27 protein-coding genes are annotated in these 26,017 nt (G+C 61.5%); 7 read left to right on the plus strand and 20 right to left on the minus strand.

Going from position 1 to position 26,017, the window contains the following annotated elements; translation table 11 throughout:
* Positions 1-4: 4 nt before the first annotated feature.
* The 7 genes from K5Q02_RS23695 to K5Q02_RS23725 all read right to left on the minus strand — a co-directional run bounded on the left by K5Q02_RS23695 (position 5) and on the right by K5Q02_RS23725 (position 6,506).
* Positions 5-1,714 carry a putative 2-aminoethylphosphonate ABC transporter permease subunit gene (locus K5Q02_RS23695; RefSeq protein ID WP_225834987.1) on the minus strand — a complete coding sequence of 570 codons (1,710 nt, stop codon included), beginning with the start codon at positions 1,712-1,714 and terminating at the stop codon, positions 5-7.
* A complete protein-coding gene (locus tag K5Q02_RS23700) occupies positions 1,714-2,754 on the minus strand; it encodes a putative 2-aminoethylphosphonate ABC transporter ATP-binding protein (protein WP_225834988.1) in 1,041 nt (346 codons plus the stop codon). The genes K5Q02_RS23695 and K5Q02_RS23700 overlap by 1 nt, the downstream gene beginning before the upstream one ends.
* Positions 2,755-2,876: 122 nt before the next feature.
* Positions 2,877-3,740, minus strand: coding sequence for a LysR family transcriptional regulator (locus K5Q02_RS23705; RefSeq protein WP_225839860.1), 864 nt, complete (start codon positions 3,738-3,740; stop codon positions 2,877-2,879).
* A 162-nt stretch (positions 3,741-3,902) separates the two neighbouring features.
* Positions 3,903-4,202, minus strand: a complete 300-nt coding sequence (locus tag K5Q02_RS23710) for a hypothetical protein (protein ID WP_225834989.1) — start codon at positions 4,200-4,202, stop codon at positions 3,903-3,905.
* Positions 4,203-4,253: 51 nt separating this feature from the next.
* Positions 4,254-5,258: a TerC family protein gene (locus tag K5Q02_RS23715; RefSeq protein WP_225834990.1), complete on the minus strand. Its 1,005-nt coding sequence runs from the start codon at positions 5,256-5,258 to the stop codon at positions 4,254-4,256.
* 280 nt (positions 5,259-5,538) lie between these two features.
* Entirely contained in the window at positions 5,539-5,778 is a 240-nt protein-coding gene (locus tag K5Q02_RS23720) for an Atu4866 domain-containing protein (RefSeq protein WP_225839862.1), read from the minus strand.
* A 209-nt stretch (positions 5,779-5,987) separates the two neighbouring features.
* Complete coding sequence (locus K5Q02_RS23725) at positions 5,988-6,506, minus strand: nuclear transport factor 2 family protein (protein WP_225834991.1); 519 nt, start codon at positions 6,504-6,506, stop codon at positions 5,988-5,990.
* A 365-nt stretch (positions 6,507-6,871) separates the two neighbouring features.
* Between K5Q02_RS23725 and K5Q02_RS23730 the strand changes: the two genes are divergently transcribed.
* Positions 6,872-7,771 (plus strand): AraC family transcriptional regulator, encoded by a 900-nt coding sequence (locus K5Q02_RS23730; RefSeq protein WP_225834992.1) that lies wholly within the window; start codon positions 6,872-6,874, stop codon positions 7,769-7,771.
* Between the two features lie 9 nt (positions 7,772-7,780).
* On the opposite strand, the gene K5Q02_RS23735 is transcribed toward K5Q02_RS23730, so the two are convergent.
* Positions 7,781-8,635 carry a LysR family transcriptional regulator gene (locus K5Q02_RS23735; protein ID WP_225834993.1) on the minus strand — a complete coding sequence of 285 codons (855 nt, stop codon included), beginning with the start codon at positions 8,633-8,635 and terminating at the stop codon, positions 7,781-7,783.
* A gap of 98 nt (positions 8,636-8,733) precedes the next feature.
* On the opposite strand from K5Q02_RS23735, the gene K5Q02_RS23740 reads away from it, so the two are divergent.
* A complete protein-coding gene (locus K5Q02_RS23740) occupies positions 8,734-9,648 on the plus strand; it encodes a DMT family transporter (protein WP_225834994.1) in 915 nt (304 codons plus the stop codon).
* A 43-nt stretch (positions 9,649-9,691) separates the two neighbouring features.
* Here K5Q02_RS23740 and K5Q02_RS23745 read toward each other — a convergent pair whose 3' ends face one another.
* The 4 genes from K5Q02_RS23745 to K5Q02_RS23760 all read right to left on the minus strand — a co-directional run bounded on the left by K5Q02_RS23745 (position 9,692) and on the right by K5Q02_RS23760 (position 14,456).
* Complete coding sequence (locus K5Q02_RS23745) at positions 9,692-11,887, minus strand: xanthine dehydrogenase family protein molybdopterin-binding subunit (RefSeq protein WP_225834995.1); 2,196 nt, start codon at positions 11,885-11,887, stop codon at positions 9,692-9,694.
* Positions 11,884-12,873 (minus strand): FAD binding domain-containing protein, encoded by a 990-nt coding sequence (locus tag K5Q02_RS23750; RefSeq protein ID WP_225834997.1) that lies wholly within the window; start codon positions 12,871-12,873, stop codon positions 11,884-11,886. The genes K5Q02_RS23745 and K5Q02_RS23750 overlap by 4 nt, the downstream gene beginning before the upstream one ends.
* Complete coding sequence (locus K5Q02_RS23755; RefSeq protein WP_225834999.1) at positions 12,870-13,379, minus strand: (2Fe-2S)-binding protein; 510 nt, start codon at positions 13,377-13,379, stop codon at positions 12,870-12,872. The genes K5Q02_RS23750 and K5Q02_RS23755 overlap by 4 nt, the downstream gene beginning before the upstream one ends.
* Before the next feature lie 330 nt (positions 13,380-13,709).
* Positions 13,710-14,456, minus strand: a complete 747-nt coding sequence (locus K5Q02_RS23760; RefSeq protein ID WP_442964026.1) for a class I SAM-dependent methyltransferase — start codon at positions 14,454-14,456, stop codon at positions 13,710-13,712.
* A 128-nt stretch (positions 14,457-14,584) separates the two neighbouring features.
* Between K5Q02_RS23760 and K5Q02_RS23765 the strand changes: the two genes are divergently transcribed.
* Positions 14,585-14,998 (plus strand): hypothetical protein, encoded by a 414-nt coding sequence (locus tag K5Q02_RS23765; protein ID WP_225835003.1) that lies wholly within the window; start codon positions 14,585-14,587, stop codon positions 14,996-14,998.
* Positions 14,999-15,002: 4 nt separating this feature from the next.
* Here the strand turns inward: K5Q02_RS23765 and K5Q02_RS23770 are convergent, their stop codons facing one another.
* The 7 genes from K5Q02_RS23770 to K5Q02_RS23800 all read right to left on the minus strand — a co-directional run bounded on the left by K5Q02_RS23770 (position 15,003) and on the right by K5Q02_RS23800 (position 20,558).
* On the minus strand, positions 15,003-15,698 hold the full coding sequence (locus K5Q02_RS23770) for an extensin-like domain-containing protein (RefSeq protein WP_225839863.1): 696 nt from the start codon (positions 15,696-15,698) through the stop codon (positions 15,003-15,005).
* Positions 15,695-16,525, minus strand: coding sequence for an isocitrate lyase/PEP mutase family protein (locus K5Q02_RS23775; protein ID WP_225835005.1), 831 nt, complete (start codon positions 16,523-16,525; stop codon positions 15,695-15,697). Before K5Q02_RS23775 ends, K5Q02_RS23770 begins: the two co-directional genes overlap by 4 nt.
* 113 nt (positions 16,526-16,638) lie before the next feature.
* Complete coding sequence (locus K5Q02_RS23780; RefSeq protein WP_042554946.1) at positions 16,639-16,866, minus strand: hypothetical protein; 228 nt, start codon at positions 16,864-16,866, stop codon at positions 16,639-16,641.
* 174 nt (positions 16,867-17,040) lie between these two features.
* Positions 17,041-18,684 (minus strand): chaperonin GroEL, encoded by a 1,644-nt coding sequence (groL, locus tag K5Q02_RS23785; RefSeq protein WP_225835006.1) that lies wholly within the window; start codon positions 18,682-18,684, stop codon positions 17,041-17,043.
* A gap of 48 nt (positions 18,685-18,732) precedes the next feature.
* Complete coding sequence (locus tag K5Q02_RS23790) at positions 18,733-19,026, minus strand: co-chaperone GroES (protein WP_042554944.1); 294 nt, start codon at positions 19,024-19,026, stop codon at positions 18,733-18,735.
* Between the two features lie 272 nt (positions 19,027-19,298).
* Positions 19,299-19,763 carry an FxsA family protein gene (locus K5Q02_RS23795; protein ID WP_225835007.1) on the minus strand — a complete coding sequence of 155 codons (465 nt, stop codon included), beginning with the start codon at positions 19,761-19,763 and terminating at the stop codon, positions 19,299-19,301.
* Positions 19,764-19,826: 63 nt separating this feature from the next.
* Entirely contained in the window at positions 19,827-20,558 is a 732-nt protein-coding gene (locus tag K5Q02_RS23800; RefSeq protein ID WP_225835008.1) for a HugZ family pyridoxamine 5'-phosphate oxidase, read from the minus strand.
* A 92-nt stretch (positions 20,559-20,650) separates the two neighbouring features.
* Between K5Q02_RS23800 and K5Q02_RS23805 the strand changes: the two genes are divergently transcribed.
* On the plus strand, positions 20,651-21,409 hold the full coding sequence (locus K5Q02_RS23805) for an SDR family oxidoreductase (protein WP_225835009.1): 759 nt from the start codon (positions 20,651-20,653) through the stop codon (positions 21,407-21,409).
* A 95-nt stretch (positions 21,410-21,504) separates the two neighbouring features.
* Here the strand turns inward: K5Q02_RS23805 and K5Q02_RS23810 are convergent, their stop codons facing one another.
* On the minus strand, positions 21,505-22,509 hold the full coding sequence (locus K5Q02_RS23810) for a DUF481 domain-containing protein (RefSeq protein WP_225835010.1): 1,005 nt from the start codon (positions 22,507-22,509) through the stop codon (positions 21,505-21,507).
* A 153-nt stretch (positions 22,510-22,662) separates the two neighbouring features.
* On the opposite strand from K5Q02_RS23810, the gene K5Q02_RS23815 reads away from it, so the two are divergent.
* The 3 genes from K5Q02_RS23815 (at position 22,663) to K5Q02_RS23825 (ending at position 26,000) form a co-directional block, all read left to right on the plus strand.
* Complete coding sequence (locus K5Q02_RS23815) at positions 22,663-23,031, plus strand: MGMT family protein (protein ID WP_225835012.1); 369 nt, start codon at positions 22,663-22,665, stop codon at positions 23,029-23,031.
* Positions 23,032-23,134: 103 nt separating this feature from the next.
* Positions 23,135-24,679: an AmpG family muropeptide MFS transporter gene (locus tag K5Q02_RS23820; RefSeq protein WP_225835014.1), complete on the plus strand. Its 1,545-nt coding sequence runs from the start codon at positions 23,135-23,137 to the stop codon at positions 24,677-24,679.
* A 271-nt stretch (positions 24,680-24,950) separates the two neighbouring features.
* Positions 24,951-26,000: an IS3 family transposase gene (locus K5Q02_RS23825; protein ID WP_225831062.1), complete on the plus strand. Its 1,050-nt coding sequence runs from the start codon at positions 24,951-24,953 to the stop codon at positions 25,998-26,000.
* The last annotated feature ends 17 nt before the right edge of the window (positions 26,001-26,017 follow it).

Consider the following 26,017-nt stretch of genomic DNA (forward strand, 5'->3'; position numbering starts at 1 on the left):
GAGATCAAAGGCCAGGCGCCGCACGCCAAGCCTGGGAGCGTCGCAGCAAGCCGCGCGAAGCCCAGGCCAGCAGGAGCGATACGCTGGCGGAGGTGAGAAGAATGAGAGTCGACATGGCGGCGGCACCGCCGACGTTGCCGGCATCGTCCATGTTCAGCACGGCAACCGACGCCACCACGCTGTCCGGGCTGTAGAGGAAGATCACCGCCGAGACGGTAGTCATCGCCGAAACGAACAGATAGCGGACGATATCCAGCAGCGCCGGCAGGCAGATCGGTACCGTCACCCGCAGGAAGTGGCGCAGCAGCGGCACCTTCAACGACAGCGCGGCGGACTCGAACTCGCCATCGAGCTGACGCAGCGCGGCGGCTGCGGTCATCTGCGCAGTGGTCAGAAAGTGCGCCACGGTGCACACCACCAGCAGAGCCAGGCTGCCATAAAGCCCATGCAGCGGATTGGCCGGCAGGTTGAAGAAAAAGACGTAGCCCAACCCGAGCACCAGGCCGGGCACGGCCATGGGGATGAAGCACAGCAGGCGCAGCACTTGGGTCAGCGGGTTTTGCCGGGTCTTTTCCAGCAAGTAGCTGCCAGTGAAGATCAGCACGCTGCCGAACAATGCCGTGGCAGTCGCCAGCAACAGGCTGTTGCGGTAGGCCAGCCAGCCACCGGGCAGATCCGAGAATGCGTAGTTGTGCAGCGACAGCGACAGGTCGTAGGGCCAGAATTTGACCAGCGACGAGTAAACCGCCATGCCGAACACGCCGAGCAGAACCGTACACACCAGTACCACCAGCAGCAGAAAGGCGCTGTCTCGACCCGACCGGGGCTGGGGGTGATAAACCTGGGCACGACCGCCCATGGCATCGCGCTGACGGCGGCGCAACCAGAAGTCGACGCTGAAACTGAACAGCGCCGGCAGCAGCAGGAACAGCCCGATCAGAGCACCACGGCCAAACTGCTGTTGGCCGAGCACCGCCTTGTAGGCTTCCAGCGCCAGCACCTGATAGTCACCACCGACCACCACAGGCACGCCGAAGTCGGTGATGCACAGGGTGAACACCAGGCAGCCAGCTGCGAAGACGCCTTGTCGGCTACCTGGCCAGGTGATGCTGCGAAAGGCGCGCCAGGGCGAGGCGCCCATGCTCGAAGCGGCGTCGAACAGGCGCGCGTCAGCCAGCGCCAGAGCGCTGAGCAAGACCATCAGTGCATGGGGAAAGGTGTAGATCGCCTGGCCCAGCACGATGCCCCAGAAACCGTAGATGCTGTCGGGCATCCAGTCGCGCAACATCCCTTGATTGCCGAACAGGTAGATCAGCGCGATCCCCGGCAGCATCGAGGGCGCCAGCAGAGGCAGCAGCGATATGCCGCGCCATAGCCCCTTGCCCGGCAGACAGGTACGCAGCAGGCCGTAAGCGAAGCCATAGGCCAGGGGCAACACGATCATCACCACGGCCAGGGCACTGGTCAGGCTGTTGCCGAGCAGCCAGCGAAAATTGGCACTGCCGAACAGCTCTGCAGCCGCCGCCAGACCACCGCCCTGCGCCGGGTCACCCGCCAGCCCGCGCCAGAGCATGGCCAGCAAGGGCAGGAGCACGGCCAGCACCAGAAGCACCAGTAACAGCCACTGCCCGCCCAGTACGAACAGCCGGTCGGCGGTATCCGTCGAGCGCTGCGAAGGTTTCGCTACACGCTGCGCCGTCACGACCTGCTCCATCAGGCGAACACCTGCAGGCTGCGCGGCGGCAAGGCCACGCGAATCTGCTCGCCGTGCAGATGCGGCAGCGCTTCGGGGGCCATTTCGGCCAACAGCGCGTGACCCGGCAGATCGTCGAGTTCGAAGCTCAGGCGGCAGCGATTGCCGAGGAAGGTGAACTCGCGCATACGCGCCGGGAACAGGTTGTCCTGCTCCAGCTCGGGGTTGACCAGGATCGCTTCGGGGCGGCAGAACAGACGCCCGCCCGCACCTTGCCCGGTGTCTGCCAGGCGCATGCTCAGCCGACCGACGCGGGCGTGGGCGCCATCGCGCTCGAACGGCAACCAGTTGCCCTGGCCGACGAACTCGGCAACGAAAGGCGTCGCCGGTGCGTTGTAGATGGTCTGTGGCGTGGCGTACTGCTCGATCCGCCCCTGGTTCATCACCGCGATGCGGTCGGCCATCAGCATGGCCTCTTCCTGATTGTGCGTGACCATCAGGGTGGTGATGCCAAGCTGGCGCTGCAGGCTGCGCAGCTCGCCGCACAGGTGCTCACGTACCTGGGCATCGAGGGCCGACATCGGCTCGTCGAGCAACAACAGCGAAGGGCTCGGCGCCAGGGCGCGAGCCAATGCCACACGCTGTTGCTGGCCGCCGGAGAGCTGTGCCGGGTATTTGTGCCCGCTGCTGCTCAGGCTGACCAACTCGAGCATCTCTTCGACGCGCCGACGAATCTCATCTCGCCCACGGCCGGACAGGCCATAGGCGATGTTCTGGGTGACCGTCAGGTTGGGGAATAGCGCGTAAGACTGGAACAGGATGCCGTAGTCACGCGCCTGGGGCGGCAGCGCGGAAACGTCTCGTCCGGCGAAGTGCAGGCTGCCCTGCTCCTGATGCTCCAGGCCGGCGATGCAGCGCAGCAGCGTGGTCTTGCCGCAGCCGGATGGCCCGAGCAGGCAGACCAGCTCGCCGGCTTTGACATCCAGTGATACGCCATCCAGCGCTTTGAAGGTGCCGAAGCCTTTATGAATGTCGCGCAGTTGCAGATCGACGGTAGCCATGCCAGGAACCTCGTTTGGAATCGAACGAGTGTCATCTTGGGGCCGGCATGCGAAGGCTTTGTGGCAGTAGGGCAAAAGCCGCCGATAGTGGTATCAGCGTTTTTATGAAGACAACGCCCTGATCAGGCCTCGGTGTACTCGCGGGCGATAGCCAGGAAGGCCGCTGGCAGGCGCGCCTGGCGGCGTTCGCGCAGGCAGTAGAGGTATTCGGGAATCAACGGTGCGCCGTCCAGGGCGATGACGCGCAGCTCCTGATTGTCCGGCACCTCGTGACGGGCGATGACACTGATGCCGATATTGCGCAGCACCGCCTCGCGAATCGACTCGCGGCTGCCGATTTCCAGCAACGGCCCCAAGGCGACACCGGCCTCACGCAGCATCTGCTCGGTGAGCTGGCGCGTGGTCGAGCCCACTTCGCGCATCAACAGACAGTGCCCGGCCAGCGCTGAGGGCGGCAAACGCTTGTGATTAGCCAGCGGATGGCTGCGGTGTACGGCCAGCACCAGGGGATCCTCGCCGAGCAGCAAACGGGTGAAGCGCGAATCCTCTTCCAGTTGTGAGGATGCGGCCAGATCGACTCGATACTCCTCCAGCGCCTCGATCACCTGCAGTGAATTGCCGATTTCCAGCGTCACCTGGATCTGCGGCAGGCGCTCGCGAAAGCGTTGAACCAGGTCGAGCACGTAGTACGGAGCGGTAGCGGCGATGCGCAGGCTGCCCTGTAACTGGCCGCAATTGCGCAGGTAGAACTCGATATCGGCTTCCTGCTGCAGCAGCGCCTGCACCATCGGCAGCAGGCGCGCGCCATCCTCGCTCAGGGTGAAGCGCCGCCCGCCTCGGTAGAACAGCTCGACACCATACTGCGCCTCCAGATTGCGAATCTGGGTGGTGACCGTAGGCTGGCTGAGGCCGAGCTTCTTCGCCGCATGAGTGATGCTGCCCAGGCGGGCGACCATGTGAAAGGACTTGAGCTCGGCAGAAAGCATTTCCGATGCGGCGCCTCGGGTCGGCAAACCCATCAAGGCTGCCTGGTTAAAGGAGTGGGGATGGTACGCCGCTGAAGTTATCAACGGCTACTGCTCCAAAGCCGGCGAGCCATGCCTCGGCCTTGGCTTCTTCCTGAACCCCGTAGCGTCGGCGACGCAAACTCAGGTTTCGACGCCCTCCTTGAAAGACGGCGAAGGCCTCTCGGCTTCGCGCTGGGGGTTGTCCTCCGCGGCTTCGCCCTCAGGCTGGCCTAGCAATTCGCTGGCCGATTTCTGTACCTGATCGATCTGCTCGTTAAAAGCATTGAGGGTGTCGCTGACCGCTTCGCGAGCGATCTCCTGCACGGCCTGCTCGGCCTTTTCGGTGAGTTTCTGTGCCGACTCTTCGGCGACACCGCAGCCGGCCGAGGTCAAACCGATCACGGCTACCAGAACCAGCGCAGCAATGGGTGATGGATTCATGGATCATCTCCAGAGGTGATGAAGGCCCCGGCACGCCGGGGCACAAGCGTATTACTGGCGGGGCGTTTCGGCTTCGACGGCGGGCGGGTCGTTGCGGGTTTTCCACAGCGACAGCAGCACGCCACCGATCAACAGGCCGAGCGTGACGCTCAGCGAGATCACCGGCGGGGTCTTGCCGATGATGCCGACCAGGAAGATCTTGCCGCCGATGAACACCAGCACCAGAGCAAGGGCGTACTTCAGGTAGGCGAAGCGGTGGATCATCGCCGCCAGGGCGAAGTACAGCGCGCGCAGGCCAAGGATCGCGAAGATGTTCGAGGTATAGACGATGAACGGATCCTGGGTGATGGCGAAGATCGCCGGCACGCTGTCGATCGCGAACACCAGGTCGGCACACTCGATCAGCACCAGCGCCAGGAACAGCGGCGTAGCCCAGCGCACCATGTTGCCGTTCGCATCCGGCTGACGCACGAAGAAGCGGCCCTCGTGCAAGCGGTCGGTGACGCGCATGCGCTTGCGCACGAACTTGATCAGCTTGTTCTCGGACAGATCCGGGTGGTCGTCGACCTTGCTGAACAGCATCTTCACGCCAGTCAGCAGCAGGAAGGCACCGAACACGTAGAGAATCCAGCTGAACTCGGCGATCAATGCGGCGCCCAGGCCGATCATGATCGCACGCAGCACGATCACCCCGAGGATGCCCCAGAACAGCACCTCGTGCTGGTACTTACGCGGGATGGCCAGGAAGCTGAAGATCATCGCCATGAGAAACACGTTGTCCATGGACAGCGATTTCTCGATCAGAAAGCCGGTATAGAAATCCATACCGGAGGTGGCGCCCTTCATGTGCCAGACCCACAGGCCAAACAGCAGGCCGGCGGTGATGTAGCCGCCGGACAGCAGCAGGCTTTCCTTGACGCCGATTTCGCGGTGCTCACGGTGAAGCACCCCGAGGTCGAAGACCAGCAGGCTGATGACGATGGTGATGAAGATGAGCCACAACCAGGTGGCAGTGCCGAGGAACTCGGCCATTAAGAACGGTTCTAGGGTGCTCATAAGCCCCTCCTAAGTCAGAGTTGTACAAACTGCAACTCCGACATGGCAGCTGGGAAGCTGTCAGAGGGGCCCGGTGTCGCCGCGACAATTTATCAGGCGCCACGCCGCACTCAAGCACTCACTTATTGCAAATTATCTCAACCTGACCGGCACGCAGGCCTGTTGTCTTTTCACGCAGGTCATGGAGAGAAACGCAGACCACTACCAGCGTACATCGGTAACTTCATAGAACCTATGCAGCCACTAACTCCATCGCCTAGTGCTGTTTCAACAGCCGCTATCAGCGGCGACGAAAGATCATCCCGCCATGGTGCAAGGTAGCGTGATCGACGAACTCACCGTCGGCGGTAAAGCCAGTGTCGTCCCAATAATCGATGTGATTACCTTCAACCTCATAGCGACCCTGGTAGGCACTTTCCTGCTTGCCACGGGCTTCGTCGTAGCGGCCATTCGGCAAGAGTTCGTGGCGAATGTGGCCGTCATCGGTTACCCACATGCCGACATAGGGGTGCTGGGCCATGCTGTTCTCCAGTGATCGCTGTTCGCAGTTATCGGTGATGACAGCCTGGTTCGAGGCCATTGCTGCGGGCACGCTTGGCAGATGGAGCATGCCCAACATCAGGCCACTCATGACTGCTGATCGATAGTTCATGTCAGCCTCCGTTTAGTCGCAGCCAAAGCTGGACTGTCGTGCAATGCCGAGCAGATGCGACAACCCAAGTCGGTCGATCACTCGGGCGCGGGAATACGCTGCAATACATCGTCGTAAGGCACCAGGTCGAGGTAGGCAGTGACCTCGAAGGCCTTGCCGTTTCGCATGTTGAAAATCCAGGCATAGCTGTTGTTGTAGGCTTGCCCATCACGCGCAACACCGCTGCCTTCCCATTGAATGATGACGTGCTCGCCATCCGCCCAGACCTGTTTGCTGACCGGCCTTATGGGGCTGGACAAGCGAGATACGAACGGCCGGACAGCCTGCTCGACGAACGCATCGACGCCTCGATAAACACCCGCACTGGGCCCCGAGCCCTTGATCGTCCAGACCACATCCGGCGTCAGCACATCGCTGAAAAACGTGCTTCCACCGGCGGCCCAGCGATCGAATGCTTCGGTGACAATTTGCTTGTTACGTGCCTCCACATCGTTTTTTGCCGCAGCGTTGGCCACACCTGACAACAACCCGATGCCGATCAGCATCGCGCACGCCAAAACGGCTAAGCGGGTGTGTTTAACGATTGATGTGCCCATGCGTAAAGATCCTCTTGGTGTGATGGTTTCCACGGGTTTGGCCAGAAATGATCATGGCGTGGTGCCTTTGCATCAGGGCTCAACGGCAGTTACCAAGCCCAGCCTTCACGCCCCCATTGGAGGCGGGTAGCGTTTCCGAACCATCGAGTTCCACTGGGTACTACTGCCTGATCGTCCGAACAAGCCGTAGTGGTAGATCACTGAAAGAGCGTTCATGATGAACGCCTTGCAGAAAACAGAGCCTTAATGTCTAGGGAATGAGTCTGCCCTTTCAGGAGCGCCGGCTTGTAGCAGGATTGTCCTGTGTCCTTACACGATCGTCCGGATGGGCAGATGCCTAATTCACGGGCCTTGCAGGAGCGAGCATGGGTTCTCTGGAAAAGCTGATCGACCTCATCAGCCGTCATGCCACAACCGATGGCATACATCGGACACCGATTGCGGGTGTCAGCCTGGTGCGCTCGGGCACACCCACAATGCCGATGCCTGTCGTCTATGCACCGACGCTCTGCCTTATCGCCCAAGGCCGCAAGCACGTGACGGCCGGAACCACGTCGTATGTCTATGACGCAGCCAAATACCTGGTCGCGTCCGTGGACATACCGGTGATGGGTTCGGTCATCGAGGCCAGTGAGGCTGCGCCCTATCTGTGCCTGGTGCTCGATCTGGATAGGACGGTGTTGAGTGATCTCGTGCTGCGCCACCCCGCTGCGGACGAGAATAATGGCCCGCCAGTTGCCGGCATCGAACTCAACGACACCACACCCGAACTGCTGGATGCAGCAGCCAGGCTTGCCATGCTGCTGGATACGCCGGGCGATGCCGAAGAGCTGGCGCCATTGACGGTGCGCGAGATCCTTTACCGGCTGCTGGCCAATAGCGGCAACGGCGTGGTTCGGCAAATGGCCAAAGCGGACAGCCGACTGAGCCAGATATCCAAAGCGATTGCCTGGTTACGCGACCATTACAGCGAAACCTGCCGGATCGATGACATCGCCGATATGGCCGGCATGAGCCGCTCCACGTTTCACGCCCATTTCAAGGCGGTCACCTCGATGAGCCCGCTGGAGTTTCGCAGCCAGTTGCGGTTACAGGAGGCGCGCCGACTGATGGTGGCGCAAGCGCTTGATGCGGCAGGCGCCGGATACCGAGTGGGCTACGAAAGCCCTTCGCAGTTCAGCCGAGACTATGCACGCATGTTCGGCCTGCCACCCGCCAAGGATGCCAACCGACTGCGCAGAACGACGGGTGAGCTGGCAGGATGACCAGCCCCATCAGAGCCGGAAATGCTGGTGAATCGCCTGCGCGAGCAGCTCGAGGGCCTCGTTGCTCTGCGCCGTAGATGAGCGCAGAAACACCACCTCATGCTCGGCTACCTGCGGCAAACCGTCGAGAATGCGCATGCTTTCAGAGACTCGGGCACGGTCTATCAGGGTGACCGCCAGGCCTGCTTCCACACAGGCCTTGATGGCCTGACTCGAGGGGCTGTCGAGCACCACGCGCCACTTGCGACCACTCTGCTTTAACGACTCCAGCATCGCACTGCGGTAAGGGCAATCCGCGGCGTGGACGGCCAGCGGCAGCGCATCACGTTGCTCGAACAGGCTGATCGTTGCACCGACCCAGACCGGCGTGGTGGCGACCAGAACGTTTGCCGGCTCGCCCTCCTGCCCCTTGGGCTGGGTCAGCACCGCAGCGTGCAGCTTGCCGCGCTGCACCTGATCGCGCAGCGAGTGGCTGGGCGCCGTTTTCACTTCCAGCACGACGTTGGGCCAGGCTGCCGCGAAAATCGGCAGGATGTCGCGGATCACATGTGCGGCGTACTCATCGGGCACCCCCAGCCTGATGCGTCCGACCAGGCGCGGCCCATGTAACTCCGCCAACACCCGGTCGTGGGTGGAGAGCAGATCGGTAGTCGAAATCAGCAGCCGCCGGCCCAGTGCCGTGAGGCCAACCGACTGATTGTCGCGATCCAGCAAACGCCCGCCAGCGACGGCTTCGAGCCGCTGGATATGCACGCTGATCGCCGCCGGGCTCTTGTGCAGCTGCTCGGCTGCGGCCTTGAACTTGCCGCTGCGTGCGACCGCATGGAAGGTACGCACCAGCTCGATATCGAGAACGCCATTCATAATTCACCAAAACCGAATAACTGATTCAATACATTTTGATTTATTAGATTAGCCGCATTCCTTAGCCTGTGCATACACCCTTCATCCCCTGGATTGTCATGCCTGGCCAACACGCGATGCGCATCTGGCACAAAACCATTCCCCTGCTGCTGCTCGAAGCGGGGCTGGTGGTGGCCTGGAGCTCCGGTTTCATCGGCGCGCGGTTTTCCATCGATCACGCACCGGCCATGCTGGTGGTGTTCTGGCGCTGCGTACTGGTCTGCGTGGTACTGCTGCCGTTCGTACTCAGGCAGTTGCGCCAGGCGTCAGCGGCCATGCTGCTGCGCAATGCCGGTATCGGTTTTCTGGCCATGGCTGGCTACCTTGCCGGTGTCGTTCAGGGCATTGCACTCGGCGTACCGGCAGGCCTGGCGGCATTGCTCGCCGACCTGCTGCCAATCGGCATGGCGATACTCGCAGCACTAGCGTTTCGGCAACGCCTGGCATGGCGTACCTGGGTAGGGCTGACCATCGGCCTGCTCGGCGTGGTACTGGTGACATCCGACGCCCTCGCCTGGGGCGATGCGCCGCTCTGGGCCTATGGCCTGCCGTTGCTGGGCATGCTGTCGCTGGCGGTTGCCACCCTCTGGCAGAAACACTCGACCGGCGCCGCCTCGCTGGGCCTGCTTGCCAACCTGTGGCTGCAATGCTGCGTTTCCAGTATCGGCTTCGCGCTGCTCGCGTTGCTGGAGGGCAGCTTGAAACCTGTGCCGTCGACAGGTTTCGTGCTGAGTGTGTTTTGGACGGCGGGGATATCCACCCTCGCCGGCTACGGGCTTTATTGGATATGCCTGAAACGCTCCACACCGACTCGCGTGGCCAGCGTGCTCTATCTCAGCCCAGCAGTGACGCTGTTGTGGGCCTGGGCCATGTTCGATGAGCCACTGTCCTGGCTGATGGCACTCGGTACGGCGATATCGGCTGTCGGCATCTGGATGGTGCTGCGCAGCGAGCCTGCAGAGAGTCGTCAGTGAAGCGGTCGGTAACGACAGCTTCACTGACGTCGGCAACTGACGATCAGAGCAGTTTGTCGAGGGTGATCGGCAACTGGCGGATGCGCTTGCCGGTAGCGTGATAGACCGCATTCGCGACCGCCGCAGCGACGCCGACGATACCGATTTCACCAACACCCTTGGAGCCCAGCGGGTTGACGATCTGGTCATCCTCGTCGACAAAGATAACTTCAATGTCGCCAATATCGGCATGTACCGGCAGGTGATAATCGGCCAGGTTGTGGTTCATGCAGCGACCCAGCTCGTGATCGATCATCGCCTCCTCGTGCAGTGCCATGCCGATACCCCAAACCACGCCGCCTAGAATCTGGCTGCGCGCGGTCTTGGCGTTGATCACCCGGCCAGCGGCAATCGCGCTGACCACCCGAGTAACCCGCACCGAGCCCAGAGCCTCATCCACCTGCACCTCGACGAACACCGCCGAGTGCGTGGCGCTGGCGTAACGCTCGCGCAGCTTGCCCGGCTGCGCCTGCACCTCGGCCTCGAGGCTGCCATGGCGAGCCAGCAGCGTACCGAGATCAACCGAGCGGCCAGCGTCCTCGCCTTGTTGCACGCGCCCGCCGACGAAACGCAATGCGCTGGCATCGGTGAACGGCGCAGTCGGCAGTTGCCGGGCGGCATCACAGAGCTGCTCGGCCAGCGCTAGGCAAGCTTCGCGCACCGCACTGCCGACCGATGACACGGTGAAGGAGCCGCCCTGCAGCGGCGCCTTGGGCAGGCTCGAATCACCGAGCCGGAACTCGACGCGGGCGGGGTCCATGCCGAGCGCATCGGCCGCGATCTGGGTCATCACCGTGGCAGTGCCGGGGCCGATATCACAGGTCGCGCTGGCGACGATCAGACGACCATCGGCGGTCAGTGTGGCGCGGGCACTGGCAGGCATCTGCATGGCCTCCCAGACGCCGGTAGCCATGCCGTAGCCGACCAACTGGTTACCGATACGCATGCTGCGCGGCTGCGGATTGCGGTCGCTCCAGCCGAAGGCGTCGGCGCCCTGCTGATAACACGCGCGCAGCTCTTTGCTGGAGTAGGGCTTGCCCTCGTTCTGGTTGGTCTCGGCGTAGTTGGTCAGGCGCAGTTGCACGGGATCGACGCCAGCCGCCCAGGCCAGTTCGTCCATCGCCGACTCCAGGGCGAACAGCCCTGTCGCGGCGCCAGGCGCGCGCATGTCCAGCGGGGTGTAGACGTCCAGTGGCGCCAGCCGATAAGCCAGGCGCATATGGTCACAGTGGTAGAGCATGCCCGACCACTCGGCGACGTGTTCGGTGAAATCTTCGAAACGCGAGGTCTGGCCGATCACTTCGTGCACCAGCCCCTGCAGCCTGCCGTCGGCGGTAGCCCCCAATTGCAGCCGCTGTACGGTGCGTGGGCGATAGCCGAAGGTGAACATCTGCTGACGGGTGAGCGTGACGCGCACCGACTGCTGCAACTTCAGCGCCGCCATGGCGGCCAGTGGCAACTGATACTGCGGACGCAGCCCCGAGCCGAATGCGCCACCCACGAAGGACGACAGAATACGCACGCGCGCGGGGTCGAGCTTGAGCACGCTGGCCAAGTACTGCTGGCTGTTCTGCGGCCCCTGGGTCTTGTCATGCACCAGCAGACTGCCGTCGGCCTGATAGATCACCGTCGAGGCATGGGGCTCCATCGGGTGGTGATATTCGTTGGGCAGCTCGTATTCAAGCTCCAGGCGCACCGGCGCGCTGGCAATGACCGCGTCAGCATCACCGCGCCGCTCCGGCAGTTCGGCTGGCGCTGCATGGGCGCTGTCCAGCGCCTGCAGCAGATCCGTGGCATGAGGCTGCTGCTGATACTCGATGCGCACCAGCGAAGCGGCATGGCGAGCGAGCTCCAGGCTGTTGGCGACCACCAGCGCCACCGGCTGGCCGCTGTAGCGCACGCGTGCATTGAACAACGGGCGAAACGGCGAGCCGTCGGCCGCATCGTCGTCTTCATAGCTCTCGTCGTCTTGCGCCATTGGCGGACGATTTTCGTGGCTGAGCACCAGCTTCACGCCGGGCAGAGCCTGGGCTGCCGAGGCATCAATGTGGGTGATGCGGCCGCGTGCGATCACACTGCAGATCACGCTGCCGTGCAGCAAACCTTCAGCGGGGTATTCAGCCGCATAGCGGGCTTGGCCGCTGACCTTGAGTGGGCCGTCGACACGGTCGAGCGGCTTGCCGAGGGTAGGCGCGTTCATGAGCGGACTCCTTCTGCGGCGGTGGTCAGGGCGCGAACGATGGCGCGGCGCGCCAGCTCCACCTTGAAGGCGTTGTGGGTCAGCGGCTGAGCATCCTTGAGAAGCAGCTCGGCGGCCGCCTCGAAGTGTTCATCACTGGCCGTCAGGCCAACCAGGCTGTCTTCCACCTCGGTACACCGCCAGGGTTTGTGCGCAACCCCGCCGAGGGCCAGGCGAGCCTGGCGGATCTGCCCCTCGGCATCGAACTTCAGCGCCGCCGCCACCGATACCAGGGCGAAGGCGAACGAGGCCAGATCACGCAACTTGAGGTAGGCGCTGTGGGAGGCGAAACCCTCGGCCGGCAACTCAATGGCCAGGATCAGCTCACCGGCTTCCAGCACGGTGTCGTGCTGCGGCGTATCCCCCGGCAAGCGATGGAACTCGGCGAAGGGCACGTGACGTTCTCCGCCGGGCCCCGTAATCACTACCTGAGCGTCGAGCGCAGCAAGTGCCACGCAGAAGTCCGACGGATGCACCGCCACGCAGTGCTCGCTGGCACCGAACAACGCATGGTAGCGATTGAGACCCTCACGTGCCGGGCAACCGCTGCCGGGCTCGCGCTTGTTGCACGGCACCTGGCTGTCGTAGAAGTAATGGCAGCGGGTGCGCTGCAGCAGATTGCCGCCGGCACTGGCCATGTTGCGCAACTGCGGCGAAGCGCCGGACAACAGCGCCTGGCTGAGCAGCGGATAGCGCTGCTCCACCTCCGGGTGCCAGGCCAGATCGGCATTGCTGACCAGCGCGCCGATGCGCAGACCGCCATCGGCAGTGGGCTCCACGTCGCGCAGGGGCAAGGCGTTGATATCGATCAACCGCTTGGGCCGCACCAGGTTTTCCTTCATCAGGTCGACGATGTTGGTGCCACCGGCTATGAACTGGCTATCCGGCCCGGCCATGCGCACGGCCTCGTCGATGCCCTGAGGTTTGCTGTAGCCGAACGGGGTCATGGGCGCACCGCCTTTTCACAGGCCGGCAAGGCTTCTTCGATGGCGGCGACGATGTTGCTGTAGGCACCGCAACGGCAGAGGTTGCCGCTCATTCGCTCGCGAATGTCAGCGGCATCGTCGATGCGTCCTTCAGCAGCCAGCCCGACCGCTGAACATATCTGTCCGGGCGTGCAGTAGCCGCACTGGAAGGCATCGTGTTTGACGAAAGCGCGCTGCATCGGATGCAGCTCGCCGTTCTGCGCCAGCCCTTCGATGGTCGTCAGCTCGTGGCCGTCGAGCATCACCGCCAGGGTCAGGCAAGCGTTGATCCTGCGGCCGTCGAGCAGCACCGTGCAGGCACCGCACTGACCATGATCACAGCCCTTCTTGGTGCCGATCAGGTCGAGCTGTTCACGCAACAGATCGAGGGCGGTGATCCACGGATACACCTCGACGTTAAGGGGGCTGCCGTTCAACGACAGGGAAATCGCACGGCGTTCTGAGCCGTCAGTGATGGTCTCGCTCATGGGGCTACCTCGGTTCGCTCGGATGTCTGGTGCATCCGTTCAGAATCTGAGGTAGGTGCCAGTAAAAACGTTCAGGTTGGATCGCGACCGCAGAGCTGTTCGTTCAAGAACCTGTTCACGATCTTTCTAGGCGACGTTAAAGAGGCTGCTACAAGGCAGAAGCTGACTTTCAGCGACCTCGTGGGAGCGGCTTTAGCCGCGAGCTCTTTATGCCTAGACAGACCAAATCGGGGCTAAAGCCCCTCCCACAAAAGCAGCAGCACCCCATGTCCGCTCCCGCCACTTTGCAGCTAAAACGCTGAAGTCGAGCCGAAAGATCGTGAACAGGCTCTAAGGCGTGAGTTTCTTCAGCGGGTAGATGTCGTAACGGCTGGATTTACCCTCGAGCGCATAACCCGGCTTCGCTCCCTCGATGACCGGCGCCTTGCGTGGCCGCTTGACCACCACACGATGGCTGGCGAGTTTGAGGGCCGCTTCGAGCAACGCCGGAGCATCCGTGTCGTCCCCTACGAAAGGCCGGAACAGGCGCATCTCCTTCTTCACCAGCGCACTCTTGTCGCGATGGGGAAACATCGGGTCGAGGTAGATCACCTGAGGCACTTCCTCCTGCCAGTCGGCCATGATGGAAATGGCGTTGCCCTGCAGCAGACGCATGCGCGCGACGATGGCCGCCACCTCGGCATCAGCGGCAGCCCGCTGCAGGCCATCCTCGAGCAGCGCGCCAATCAGCGGCTGGCGTTCGATCAGGCTGATCGTACATCCGAGGCTGGCCAGCACGAAGGCATCACGGCCGAGGCCAGCGGTGGCATCCAGCACCTGCGGGCGAATGCCCGGCTGAACGCCGACCGCCTTGGCGATCATCTGCCCGGTGCCGCCGCCGAACTGACGCCGGTGCGCGACCGCGCCCTCGACGAAATCCACCCGCACCGGCCCCGGCGCCTGGGGGCCAAGTTCGACCAGTTGCAAGCCAGCTTCGCCCAGTTGCAGCGCGAACTCGGCCTCCCCCTCCACCGGCAACCCGAGGCGCTGCGCCCACTGTTGTGCGGCCTCGTGCAGATGCGGGGCCAGGGCCTCCATGCGGATGCGCGCGGCGGGCTGTTTTTCACTCATTGCGGATCGTCCATCGATAACGGTAAAGGGCTCAATATGGGCCTTGATCGGCCGATAGCCTGTCTATGCGATAGTTTGCCAGAGCCAGCCGTCTGATGTTCGATGTCATCTCCCGTATTCCCGGTGATACCCGGGTCGCGTCTCAGAAAGCCGGCACACCCTCGAGTGCCAGCTCGGCGCTGTACGACCAGATTCTGCGCAGCGTGCTGCTGTCGATGGAGAGCCCTGCCAATAGCATGCTCCCGCTCCCCGCGCCGGCAGCAGCGGATGAGGCCCCGGTACAAGGCATTCGCACCCTCGAAGATGTGATGATGCAGCGCCAGTTCGTCTGCTCGGTGCACGACACCGACAGTGCCCTCACCCTTGATCAGCTGGCCCTGCAACCGCAGTCCCTGACAACGCTTGATGAAAGCGAACAGGGCAAGACCAACGAGTTGCTCACGGAATCACTGAATCCCTGGGAGCTGTTGCTTGGCCGTCTGACGCTGCAACAACGCCTGGCCGTCTGATCGCTCAGCGGCACATCCGAAATAGGCCCATATCCAGATGGAAATGGTCGCGATGAGCAGCGTTGTAGTCGGGCCCCAAGGTGGTGTTGAAGGTGGTGCAGGCAGCCTGCTGTACCTGACGCAGGAACAGCGATTTGTCATCGCTGCCGGGCCAGTCGCGCAGCACGCTGATACGGCTGCCATCGGCCAGGCGAAAACCGACGATATCCAGAGCATTGGCCGAAGCGTGCTGGCTACGCCGCTGACTGCCGGCGATGGTGCGGCAGGCGAAGCTGCCGACATGGTCGATCTGGGTGACGCGCTGGCCGAACACCTCCTGCGCCGCCGGCTGCAAACCATGCCGCTCGAACAGGGCGAATGCCGCCGCCACCGGGCAGGTGGCGATGAAACTGCTGCTCAAGCGCACATCGCTGCCCTGCACGCGTACCGTGTTGGTCAGCGGGCAATCAGCGCTGGGCGTGCTGTCGGCCAACGCCACATAGCGCAGCGACGAGGTATCCAACACCGTGCGGCACAGCGCCGGATCGTCCTGCAGACGACCGAGCTTGTAGCCGGTCAGCCAGTTTGGCGCATCACGCAGATCCAGCGGTGCCCATGGGTTCCAGCGTGGCGGTACGTCGATCCACTGCCGGTACAGCGCCAGCGGCCCACCCACGACAATCAGCAATAGCAACGCGAGCAGAAAATTACGCACGCTCAGCCACGAAACAGATCGTTGATACGGTCGAACGGCAGCGCCTGCTGCGCACCACGCAGGTCACCTGCGTCGGCAAGCTCTGTGGCGGCTTGCAGGAAGGCGCCATAAGCCACCCGCGCCAGATTGGAGCCGAGGCTCACGCGCTTGACGCCAAGCTCGGCCAATTCGTCCAGCGACAGGTTCAGACTTGGCGAGCCGACCAGCACGTTGACCGGCCTCGGCGCCACCGCCTGCACCACCGCGCTGATCTCCTCGCGCCGTGTCAGGCCCGGCGCATAAAGCACGTCGGCACCCGCCTCGGCGTAGGCCACCAGGCGGCGGATGGTGTCGTCCAGATCCGCGCGGCCGTGCAGATAGTTCTCTGCCCGCGCGGTCAGCGTGAAGGGAAAGCCCAGGCTACGAGCAGCGGCGACCGCGGCATGGATGCGCTCCACCGCCAGCTCGAACGCATAGATGGGCGCATCGGCGCGCCCCGTGGCGTCCTCGATGGAGCCACCAACCAGGCCGATTGCAGCCGCCAAACGCAAGGTCTCCGCGCAGTCCTGCGGGCTGTCGCCATAGCCGTTTTCCAGATCCGCGGCCACCGGCAGGGCCGTAGCGGCGACGATATCCCGCGCATTGGCCAGGGCTTCGTCACGGGATACCGCACCTTCGGCATCCCGTCGCCCCAGGGAAAACGCCAACCCGGCGCTGGTGGTGGCCAGCGCCTGGAAGCCAACGCTCGCCAGCATCTTCGCCGAGCCGGCATCCCAAGGGTTGGGCAGCACCAACAGGCCATCCTGCCGATGCAACTGGCTGAAGCGTTCGCCAAGGCGCTGTTGGGTGGACATGCTGAGACTCCCTGAAAACTGGCCGATGTGATCGGGTCAGTACGCAGGGTATCGGAGTTTTCCAGCGGGGGAGAAATTCACTGTTTTGTCAGTGTTGGGGAATGGCGGGCGCCTCAACCTTGCGGTCGCATGCCCTGAGACAAGCCCAATACCAACCAGAGCAGATTCTGACTGGCCTGCGCCTGAGCAGCCGAGGTGCGCTTGAGATCAGGGTTGGCGCAATAGCTACGCCCATGGCTGCTGACCACACCATGGCCAGGCTCATACCAGGAAGCAGCCGCTGCCACCGATACACTGAGCGCCGCTACGAGGAACAAACCTCGCGCTATTTCTAATCTCATGATTGCAACCTCTTGATGGCGCTGCAAACGCCGTCTGCTAACACTAGATCACGATAAGCAGTTGCAACTTTTCTCAAGACGAACGGTATACCGCCGTGGCGGTCGCCAGAAACTACAGATAAAAAAACCCCGCGGCAAGCGCGGGGTTTCTTGTTACTGCAGGTGCCGGGTGGCTTACATCATGCCGCCCATACCACCCATGCCGCCCATGTCTGGCATACCGCCGCCAGCTGGAGCGTCGTCCTTGATCTCGGCGATCATGGCTTCAGTGGTGATCATCAGGCTGGCGATCGAGGAAGCAGCTTGCAGTGCCGAACGGGTCACTTTGGCTGGATCCAGGATACCCATTTCGATCATGTCGCCGTATTCGCCGGTAGCAGCGTTGTAACCGAAGTTACCCGAACCCTGCTTGACCTTGTCGACTACAACGCTCGGCTCGTCGCCTGAGTTGGCAACGATCTGGCGCAGGGGCGCTTCAACAGCGCGACGCAGCAGAGCGATACCTACGTTCTGATCAGCGTTGTCGCCGCGCAGCTCGGAGATAGCCTGCAGGGAGCGAACCAGCGCCACGCCGCCGCCAGGTACCACGCCTTCTTCAACGGCCGCACGGGTTGCGTGCAGGGCGTCTTCAACGCGGGCTTTCTTCTCTTTCATTTCAACTTCGGAACCGGCACCGACCTTGATCACTGCAACGCCGCCCGACAGTTTGGCCAGACGCTCTTGCAGTTTTTCTTTGTCGTAATCCGAGCTGGTGTCGCCAATCTGCTGACGAATCTGCGAGATACGACCGTCGATGTCGCTCTTAACACCAGCACCATCGATGATGGTGGTGTTTTCTTTGTTCAGAATGACGCGTTTGGCATTACCCAGGTGTTCCAGGGTAGTAGTTTCCAGGCTCAGGCCGATCTCTTCCGAGATAACGGTACCGCCAGTCAGAACAGCGATGTCCTGCAGCATGGACTTGCGACGATCACCAAAACCTGGAGCCTTAACGGCTGCAACTTTGACGATGCCACGCATGTTGTTCACAACCAGAGTCGCCAGGGCTTCGCCTTCAACGTCTTCAGCCACGATCAACAGCGGACGGCCAGCTTTGGCCACCGCTTCCAGAACTGGCAGCAGTTCGCGGATGTTGGAGATCTTCTTGTCAACCAGCAGCAGCAGCGGGCTGTCCAGCTCGGCAACCATGGTGTCCGGCTTGTTGATGAAGTACGGAGACAGGTAGCCACGGTCGAACTGCATGCCTTCAACAACCGACAGTTCGTTTTCCAGGCCAGTGCCTTCTTCAACGGTGATGACACCGTCTTTGGTCACTTTTTCCATGGCTTCGGCAATGATCTCGCCGATGGAATGGTCGGAGTTCGCGGAGATAGTACCTACCTGAGCGATAGCCTTGGTGTCGGTGCACGGCTTGGACAGCTTCTTCAGCTCAGCAACGATGGCAATGGTCGCCTTGTCGATGCCGCGCTTGAGATCCATCGGGTTCATGCCAGCAGCGACGGCTTTCAGGCCTTCGTTGACGATAGCCTGAGCCAGAACGGTTGCGGTGGTAGTACCGTCACCGGCGTCATCGTTGGCACGGGAAGCAACGTCTTTGACCAGCTGCGCGCCCATGTTTTCAAAACGGTCTTTCAGTTCGATTTCTTTAGCAACCGAAACACCGTCTTTGGTGATCAGAGGAGCGCCGAAGCTCTTCTCGATAATCACGTTACGGCCTTTTGGCCCCAGCGTTGCTTTTACTGCGTCAGCCAGGACGTTGACACCGGCGAGCATTTTTTTACGGCCAGAGTCGCCGAATTTAACTTCTTTAGCAGCCATGGAAATTGATCCTCAATTCTTGACGGTTAAACGGAGATTCGCGGGAAATCAGGCTTCGACAACAGCGAGGATTTCGTTCTCGCTCATCACCAGCAGGTCTTCGCCGTCGACTTTGACAGTGTTGCTACCCGAGTACGGGCCGAAAACCACTTTGTCACCGACCTTGACGGCCAGTGCACGGACTTCACCGCTATCCAGAACGCGGCCAGTGCCAACAGCAACGATTTCGCCCTGATTCGGCTTTTCAGCGGCCGAGCCCGGCAGCACGATACCGCCAGCAGTTTTGGTTTCTTCTTCGCTGCGACGGATCACGACGCGGTCATGCAAAGGACGAAGCTTCATTGTCGATCTCTCCCAATAGTTGTTGATTACAACCGGTGTTCTCACCGGCAGGATCATGGCGTTGCGTACTGCACGTAACGCCGAAATATGTTCCAGCGCAGAAACGCTGAAAAACCTTGCGGTGACCGCTACATAAGGTCGAACAAGAGCAATTCAAGGGTGCGGGGTGAAATTTTTTCCCATCGGGGTAGCGAAAACCGCCCCCGCGAAAACAGCGAACCCCGAACTGGCGTGGCCAGATCGGGGTTCTATTACGGCTAAAACGAGACCGGTCAATCGCGGCGCTCGTACTCGCCCTCGAGTACGTTCGGACGATTTGCGCCAGAACCAGGCTGACCATTGCGCGCGGCCAGATCGTCAGCGAAGGCACGCTGACGCTCGGCCTGCTCGGCGGCACGACGGCGCACGCGTTCGACCAGCTTGCGACGGGTGAAAGGCAGCAGACACAGCAGGCCGATAACGTCGCTGATGAACCCCGGCAGCAGCAACAGACCACCACCTACGGCCATCATCAGCCCCTGCAGGACTTCCTGATCCGGCATTTCGCCACGGGCTAGTCTTTCGCGGGCACGCCAGGCAGTGGTGATGCCGGCGATACGCAGCATCAGGCCACCGAAGATCGACGTAGCGATCACCAGGGCAATGGTCGGCAGTACGCCAATCGCACTACCCACCGAAATAAGTACTGCCAGTTCCAGGATTGGGAACAGCAGGAACAAGAACATGAAAATGCGCATCGCGGTTTCCTTGGCGGAAGAACGACTTCCAGTAGGAGGTAAGTATGGGGTGTTGCGCTTAATTCAAGCTGAAGCCTGAAATTGCTTTGGCCATGCATCGGCCCGCGCCAGGCGCACCAAGGCTTCGCGCACCTCCCCAGCAGTGTTACAGGATATTGGAAAGGCCAACCAGTACAGGCTCTGACCGATACGCAGGTGAAACCCTTCACTGTCGATACCGACCATTTGCGCCGGCTCAGTAGCGGGTAACTCACTCAGCGCAACGTAGTGCGCGATGGCCTCGGCATGGTCGCTGTTCATGTGTTCGAGCATACGCCGCTCGCTGTCACCGGCGAAATGGTTACCCAGCGTCACCTGATCGAGCCAGTGGATCGCGCCGAAGCCGCCGATGTAGCGCCAGCGCACAGGCTGCAATCGCCAGAAATCGAAGTCGTGAGCACTGTGATAACCCCGTGACTCGGGGAAGTAGCGGTAATACCGCTCGCTGGCCACTTCGATGTCGGGCGCATCAGTGAGCATCTTCGCTTCAGCCAGCAGGGTCAGACGACCAACCGCCTGAACGTCCCCAGCGCCGCGTTCGCCAACCAACAGCGAACATTTGCCATCCGCCTTGAGGTTATGAGTGTGCTGGGCGATGCGGCTGATCAGGATCAGCGGCCAGCCTTGGGCATCCAGGCAGTAAGGAACAACTGAGCCGAAGGGAAAGCCGGGCATCGCCTTGGAGTGAGTGGATAGCGCGCCACGGTACTCCTTGAGCAACAGCTCCCGGGCTTGGCGATTGGCTTGCACACTCATATCAAGACTCCTGGCAGACGCAGACAAGCGCTTAGGATAATCGCTACAGTGCGGTAACGGCATCCCGCCAAACTGACTCGAAGGGGATCGGCATGCAACTCGCAGACAAGGTCATCATTATTACTGGCGGCGGCCAAGGGCTCGGCCGGGCAATGGCTGAATACCTCGCGGAGAAACGCGTGCGCCTGGCTCTGGTCGACCTCAATCAGGAAAAACTCGACGAAACCGCTGCCGCCTGCCGAGCGCTGGGTGTTCAGGCCCGCACTTACCTGTGCAACGTGGCCAACGAGGAGCACGTCATCCAAACCATCGCCCAGATCGCCGAAGACTTTGGCTCGATCAATGGCCTGGTGAACAACGCCGGCATTCTGCGCGACGGCCTGACCATCAAGGTCAAGGACGGCGAAATGAGCAAGATGAGCCTGGCGCAGTGGCAATCGGTGATCGACGTGAACCTGACCGGCGTGTTTCTGTGCACCCGGGAAGTGGCGGCGAAGATGATCGAGCTGCAGAACGAGGGCGCGATCATCAACATTTCTTCGGTTTCGCGGGCCGGTAATGTCGGCCAGGCCAACTACTCGGCCGCCAAGGCGGGTGTCGCCGCCGACACCGTGGTCTGGGCCCGCGAGCTGGCCCGTTATGGCATCCGCGTAGCGGGGGTCGCGCCGGGCTTCATCGAGACCGACATGGTCGCCAGCATGAAACCCGAAGCCCTGGAGCGCATGACCGCGGTAATTCCGCTCAAGCGCCTGGGCAAACCGCGGGAAATTGCCCACTCGGTGGCCTACCTGCTGGAAAACGACTACTTCACCGGGCGCATTCTCGAACTCGATGGCGGCGTGCGCCTGTAGCCCGATAGCTCTCGAGCGCAGCCAGTGGCCTGCCGCTAATAAAAAGCCCCGCATCATGTGCGGGGCTTTTTCGTAGAGGGTCTCGCGGCAGCGCGTTACCAGCCCACACCAAAGCCGACGGTGTAACGGGTCTCATCCTTGTCGCCTTCCGAACCGCTGACCTGATCCTTCGAGGCCTTCATGTTCAGGGATGCCCAGTCGGTGACCTTGTAACGCAGGCCCACTTCGGCATCCAGCGAGTAGTCGGCGGCACTGGCCAACGGCTTACCCACTTCACCGGTGCTGAACAGCTCGAACGTTTTGCCGATCAGGTAACGGTTGTAATCCCAGCGCATGCTGATGGCGTAGAAGTTGTCTTTCTCGCCATTGGAATACTCGTAGTCGGTGCGGTTGAATAGACCGGCAACCGAGAGCGCGCCCAGCTCGTTGTCCCAGAACTGGTAACCCGGACCGGTACCGATGGTGCGCTGACGCTCCAGGTCTTCGATCTTGTCGCGCTTGTATTCCAACCGTCCCTGCCAGAACCACTGTTCGTCGAGGAAGCGATCCAGAGCGTACTCGGTGCCCCAGTTGTCGGTGCTGACCACGTCATTGCGCAGTTCGCGGTTGTAATCCACCGTGGCGTTGTGACGCCATTTGCCATGCCGCGCTTGGGTCTTCACATCGACGTCGTAGTCGTCGGTGTCGCTCTCGGCACGCTTGTAGTCCATGGCCACGTCGACGTTGCCTTTCCACATGAAGTCTTCGACGAAGGGCTTGGGCTTCATGATCTGCTTGATGCTAGCCAGCTCTACGGTCTTCGGCGCATCGCCGTTGGCCAAGGTGACCTTGCCAGAATCGGAAGCCTGCAGAGACTTAGCGCGCTCGCCGGTGATGTCGTTTTCCTTGACCAGCAACTCCTGTTCGCTGTCGAGGGTCGCGATCTTTTTCCAGTCCAGAGGAATGGAACCACCGTAATCCGTTTCCAGCAGCAGCTTGCCACCATCGAGAACCTTGATGGTTCCGGTCAGTCGGTCGCCGTTCTTCATCCAGACGGTATCGGCCATAAGCGGCATCGCAGCCGCACTGAGGCTCAGGCACAACAGGGTTCGAGTAAACATAAGCGGACGCTACTGCTCCGGTTCGCGGTAAATCGGGCATTATCCGCATACCCGTCATATGAGCAAGAAATGACCGACGGAATTCACGTGAGTTCACGGTTGGCCGTTGAAAATACCGTGCCAGCCGACTGGTCATGCCTTCAGGAGCCTGTCATGGCCACAAGACAAGCGGATTACACCGCACCGATGACCGAGGCTGATCAACAAGCTCGACGTGATGCCTTGTACCTGGCGCTCGCTCAAGTACCGGCCGGCAGGGTGGTCACTTACGGCGAACTGGCCGCCATGGCAGGCCTCGGCCGCGCCGCACGCTGGGTGGGGCGCACGTTGAGCCAGTTGCCTGAAGGCACCGCCCTGCCATGGCACCGGGTGGTTGCCGCAGGTGGTCGTTTGAGCCTGTCGGCCGACGCGCCAAGCGGCGTTGAACAACGCGCCCGATTGCGCGTCGAAGGGGTGCTATCCCACAATGGCCGGGTGGATATCCGGCGCCATGGCTGGCGACCCTTGGAGCATGAGGCCTGACACCTTGATGTGACGACGGCGTAGTTGGCTTGCACTGACCCGACCCTAGCCCCTAGAGTGCGCCATTTGTTCATGTCTTCTCCCTCCAGGCCGACCCCGTTCAATGCATCGTAAAAGCTGGCGCGACGCAATCGCCGCCTATTCCAGTCCTTCGACACTGGTTCTCCTGCTGCTCGGGTTCGCCGCTGGCCTGCCTTATATGCTGGTGTTTTCCACCCTTTCCGTGTGGCTGCGCGAAGCGGGCGTGGCACGCGAAACCATCGGTTTCGCCAGCCTTATCGGCCTGGCTTATGCGTTCAAATGGGTATGGTCACCGCTGCTCGACCAGTGGCGCCTGCCGCTACTCGGCAAGCTCGGCAGACGGCGATCCTGGTTGGTTCTGTCGCAGATTCTGATCGCCATCGGCCTGGGCGGCATGGCGCTGTGCGACCCCCATACGCATCTGACCTGGCTGATCGCTCTAGCCGTACTGGTCGCATTCGCCTCGGCGACCCAGGACATCGCCGTCGATGCCTATCGACTGGAGATCGTCGACGACTCTCGCCAGGCCGCCCTGGCTGCCAGCTACATGGCCGGCTACCGGGTCGCCGCGCTACTGGCCACTGCCGGCGCATTGTATGTGGCCGAAGGGCTGGGCTCCACGACCCTGCTCTATCAACACGCGGCCTGGGCCGGCACCTACCTGCTGTTCGCCCTGCTGATGTTGCCCGGTTTGCTGACCAGCCTATGGATGAAGGAACCCGAGGTTTCGCTGAAGACCCAACTGGCTGCCGCCAAATATGGTTTCAGCCACCAGATCGCCTCGGTTCTAGTGCTGATTGTGTTGCTGGTATCGGTACCGGCCATGTTCACCCAGTTGTACAACACCGACTTCCCCAGCTTGGTCACCGGCGAAGCCACCCTGCTGGATCTGCTGCTCGAAGACCGCGCCTTCCTGCGCGCGATTCTCTACACCATCCTCACGGCCCTGTGCCTGTCCACATTCGGCCGCCGCGGCCTGGCTCCCGTGCTGACCCCGGTCAACGACTTCATCCTGCGCTATCGCTGGCAGGCCTTTCTGCTGCTCGGGCTGATCGCGACCTATCGCATGTCTGACACGGTGATGGGCGTAATGGCCAACGTGTTTTACATCGATCAGGGCTTCACCAAGGATCAGATCGCCAGCGTCAGCAAGCTCTTCGGGCTAGTCCTGACCCTAGTCGGCGCCGGTGCTGGCGGGCTGCTGATCGTGCGCTTCGGCATCATGCCGATCCTGTTCATCGGCGGCGTGGCGTCGGCGGCGACCAATCTACTGTTCCTGATGCTCGCTGGTATGGGCGCGGATCTGCAGATGCTGATCTTCACCATCTCCGCCGACAACTTCAGTTCAGGGATGGCTACTGCAGCCTTCGTCGCCTACCTGTCGAGCCTTACCAACCTGAAGTTCTCGGCCACCCAGTACGCCCTGCTCAGCTCGATCATGCTGCTGCTGCCACGGCTGATTGGCGGCTACTCGGGCGTGCTGGTGGAAAAGTACGGTTACGCCGACTTCTTCCTGATTACCGCACTGATGGGTATTCCAACTCTGATCCTGATCGCTGTGCAGTGGCGCCGCCAGGGCGACGGCCCCATGGCGTTGAGCAACGAGCCGGACAAGCCCGAAGCCTGATTTCGGCGCACAAAAAAGCCGACAACTGTCGGCTTTTTTGTTTCTGGTGTCCCGTCCTGAATAAGGTTTACACCTTCTGACTTCTTTTTCAGGAGAGCCTTATGGCTGAAGGTGTACGGCGCAGTCAGCGAGATTACTCGCTGGCTTTTAAATTGGCGGTTGTCGATCAGGTCGAAAAAGGCGAACTTAGCTACAAAGAAGCCCAGGATCGCTATGGGATTCAAGGTCGATCAACCGTATTGGTTTGGTTGCGTAAGCACGGTCGCCAAGATTGGAGCCAAGGCGCTTCCATTCGAGCCGAGAGGAGTCGCGTCATGACCGCCCCCAAGCCGCCGACGCCAGAGCAGCGCATCAAAGAGCTCGAGCAGCAGCTCGAAGTGGCGACACAGAAAGCCCATTTCTTCGAGGCTGTAGTGGATGTTCTGAAGACCGACTACGGTGTGTCGATCGTAAAAAAGCGACCCGGCAAGTCCTCACACAAAGGCAAGTCGAAGGGCTGAGTATCGGTAGGGCTTGCCAGTTCATGGGAATCAGTCGTCAGGCCTATTACAAGCGCAACCGAGCGATTGACGGCAGGACGGATGAGTCGGGAAGCGTTGCACGGTACGTTAGCCAGATCCGAATGCGCCTGCCGCGAGTGGGCACCCGCAAACTGCATTACCTCCTGCACCAACAACCGAGCCCTGAGCTGAAGGTTGGTCGTGATCGTCTCTTCAGTATCTTGGCCGAGCATCGTCTACTGGTGCAGCCCAAGCGTGCGTATTACAAGACCACGAACAGCTTTCACCGGTTTCGTCGGCATCCCAACCTGCTCAAGGACGGGCCTGGGCAGGTGATTGCAACCGCGCCCGAGAATGTCTGGGTTGCTGACATCACCTACCTTCCCGGCCAGAGTGACCCACTGTACTTGAGCCTGGTCACAGACGCTTTCTCGCGCAAGATAGTGGGCCATCACGTCCATCAGGGGCTGCACGCAGACTCCGTTGCCAAAGCCTTCAGGGCGGCGCTGCGCAAGCGCCGAAAAAACGCCCCACTTGTGCATCACTCAGATCGGGGGATCCAGTACTGCTCAGCACTTTACCAAGGGCTACACGAGCGCTATGGGGTGCGCTGCTCGATGACGGATGGCTATGACTGCTACCAGAACGCACTGGCTGAGCGAGTCAATGGGATTTTGAAGGCGGAGCTTTTACCTGCGCGCTTTGAGAGCTTCGAGCAGGCACGGCAATTAGTGGATGAGGCGGTGCGGATTTATAACACCGAGCGACCTCACTTAGCGCTTAAATACAAAACGCCCGATGCAGTGCATCGGGCGTTTTGATCTCACAATCTAGCTGA

The organism is Pseudomonas sp. MM211 (assembly GCF_020386635.1).
GTDB lineage: Bacteria > Pseudomonadota > Gammaproteobacteria > Pseudomonadales > Pseudomonadaceae > Aquipseudomonas.

Coding starts and splice junctions, on each gene's coding strand:
- K5Q02_RS23695 (WP_225834987.1), bottom strand. CDS start 1,714: ATGGAGCAGGTCGTGACGGCGCAGCGTGTAGCGAAACCTTCGCAGCGC.
- K5Q02_RS23700 (WP_225834988.1), bottom strand. CDS start 2,754: ATGGCTACCGTCGATCTGCAACTGCGCGACATTCATAAAGGCTTCGGC.
- K5Q02_RS23705 (WP_225839860.1), bottom strand. CDS start 3,740: ATGCTTTCTGCCGAGCTCAAGTCCTTTCACATGGTCGCCCGCCTGGGC.
- K5Q02_RS23710 (WP_225834989.1), bottom strand. CDS start 4,202: ATGAATCCATCACCCATTGCTGCGCTGGTTCTGGTAGCCGTGATCGGT.
- K5Q02_RS23715 (WP_225834990.1), bottom strand. CDS start 5,258: ATGAGCACCCTAGAACCGTTCTTAATGGCCGAGTTCCTCGGCACTGCC.
- K5Q02_RS23720 (WP_225839862.1), bottom strand. CDS start 5,778: ATGGCCCAGCACCCCTATGTCGGCATGTGGGTAACCGATGACGGCCAC.
- K5Q02_RS23725 (WP_225834991.1), bottom strand. CDS start 6,506: ATGGGCACATCAATCGTTAAACACACCCGCTTAGCCGTTTTGGCGTGC.
- K5Q02_RS23730 (WP_225834992.1), top strand. CDS start 6,872: ATGGGTTCTCTGGAAAAGCTGATCGACCTCATCAGCCGTCATGCCACA.
- K5Q02_RS23735 (WP_225834993.1), bottom strand. CDS start 8,635: ATGAATGGCGTTCTCGATATCGAGCTGGTGCGTACCTTCCATGCGGTC.
- K5Q02_RS23740 (WP_225834994.1), top strand. CDS start 8,734: ATGCCTGGCCAACACGCGATGCGCATCTGGCACAAAACCATTCCCCTG.
- K5Q02_RS23745 (WP_225834995.1), bottom strand. CDS start 11,887: ATGAACGCGCCTACCCTCGGCAAGCCGCTCGACCGTGTCGACGGCCCA.
- K5Q02_RS23750 (WP_225834997.1), bottom strand. CDS start 12,873: ATGACCCCGTTCGGCTACAGCAAACCTCAGGGCATCGACGAGGCCGTG.
- K5Q02_RS23755 (WP_225834999.1), bottom strand. CDS start 13,379: ATGAGCGAGACCATCACTGACGGCTCAGAACGCCGTGCGATTTCCCTG.
- K5Q02_RS23760 (WP_442964026.1), bottom strand. CDS start 14,456: ATGGAGGCCCTGGCCCCGCATCTGCACGAGGCCGCACAACAGTGGGCG.
- K5Q02_RS23765 (WP_225835003.1), top strand. CDS start 14,585: ATGTTCGATGTCATCTCCCGTATTCCCGGTGATACCCGGGTCGCGTCT.
- K5Q02_RS23775 (WP_225835005.1), bottom strand. CDS start 16,525: ATGTCCACCCAACAGCGCCTTGGCGAACGCTTCAGCCAGTTGCATCGG.
- K5Q02_RS23780 (WP_042554946.1), bottom strand. CDS start 16,866: ATGAGATTAGAAATAGCGCGAGGTTTGTTCCTCGTAGCGGCGCTCAGT.
- groL (WP_225835006.1), bottom strand. CDS start 18,684: ATGGCTGCTAAAGAAGTTAAATTCGGCGACTCTGGCCGTAAAAAAATG.
- K5Q02_RS23790 (WP_042554944.1), bottom strand. CDS start 19,026: ATGAAGCTTCGTCCTTTGCATGACCGCGTCGTGATCCGTCGCAGCGAA.
- K5Q02_RS23795 (WP_225835007.1), bottom strand. CDS start 19,763: ATGCGCATTTTCATGTTCTTGTTCCTGCTGTTCCCAATCCTGGAACTG.
- K5Q02_RS23800 (WP_225835008.1), bottom strand. CDS start 20,558: ATGAGTGTGCAAGCCAATCGCCAAGCCCGGGAGCTGTTGCTCAAGGAG.
- K5Q02_RS23805 (WP_225835009.1), top strand. CDS start 20,651: ATGCAACTCGCAGACAAGGTCATCATTATTACTGGCGGCGGCCAAGGG.
- K5Q02_RS23810 (WP_225835010.1), bottom strand. CDS start 22,509: ATGTTTACTCGAACCCTGTTGTGCCTGAGCCTCAGTGCGGCTGCGATG.
- K5Q02_RS23815 (WP_225835012.1), top strand. CDS start 22,663: ATGGCCACAAGACAAGCGGATTACACCGCACCGATGACCGAGGCTGAT.
- K5Q02_RS23820 (WP_225835014.1), top strand. CDS start 23,135: ATGCATCGTAAAAGCTGGCGCGACGCAATCGCCGCCTATTCCAGTCCT.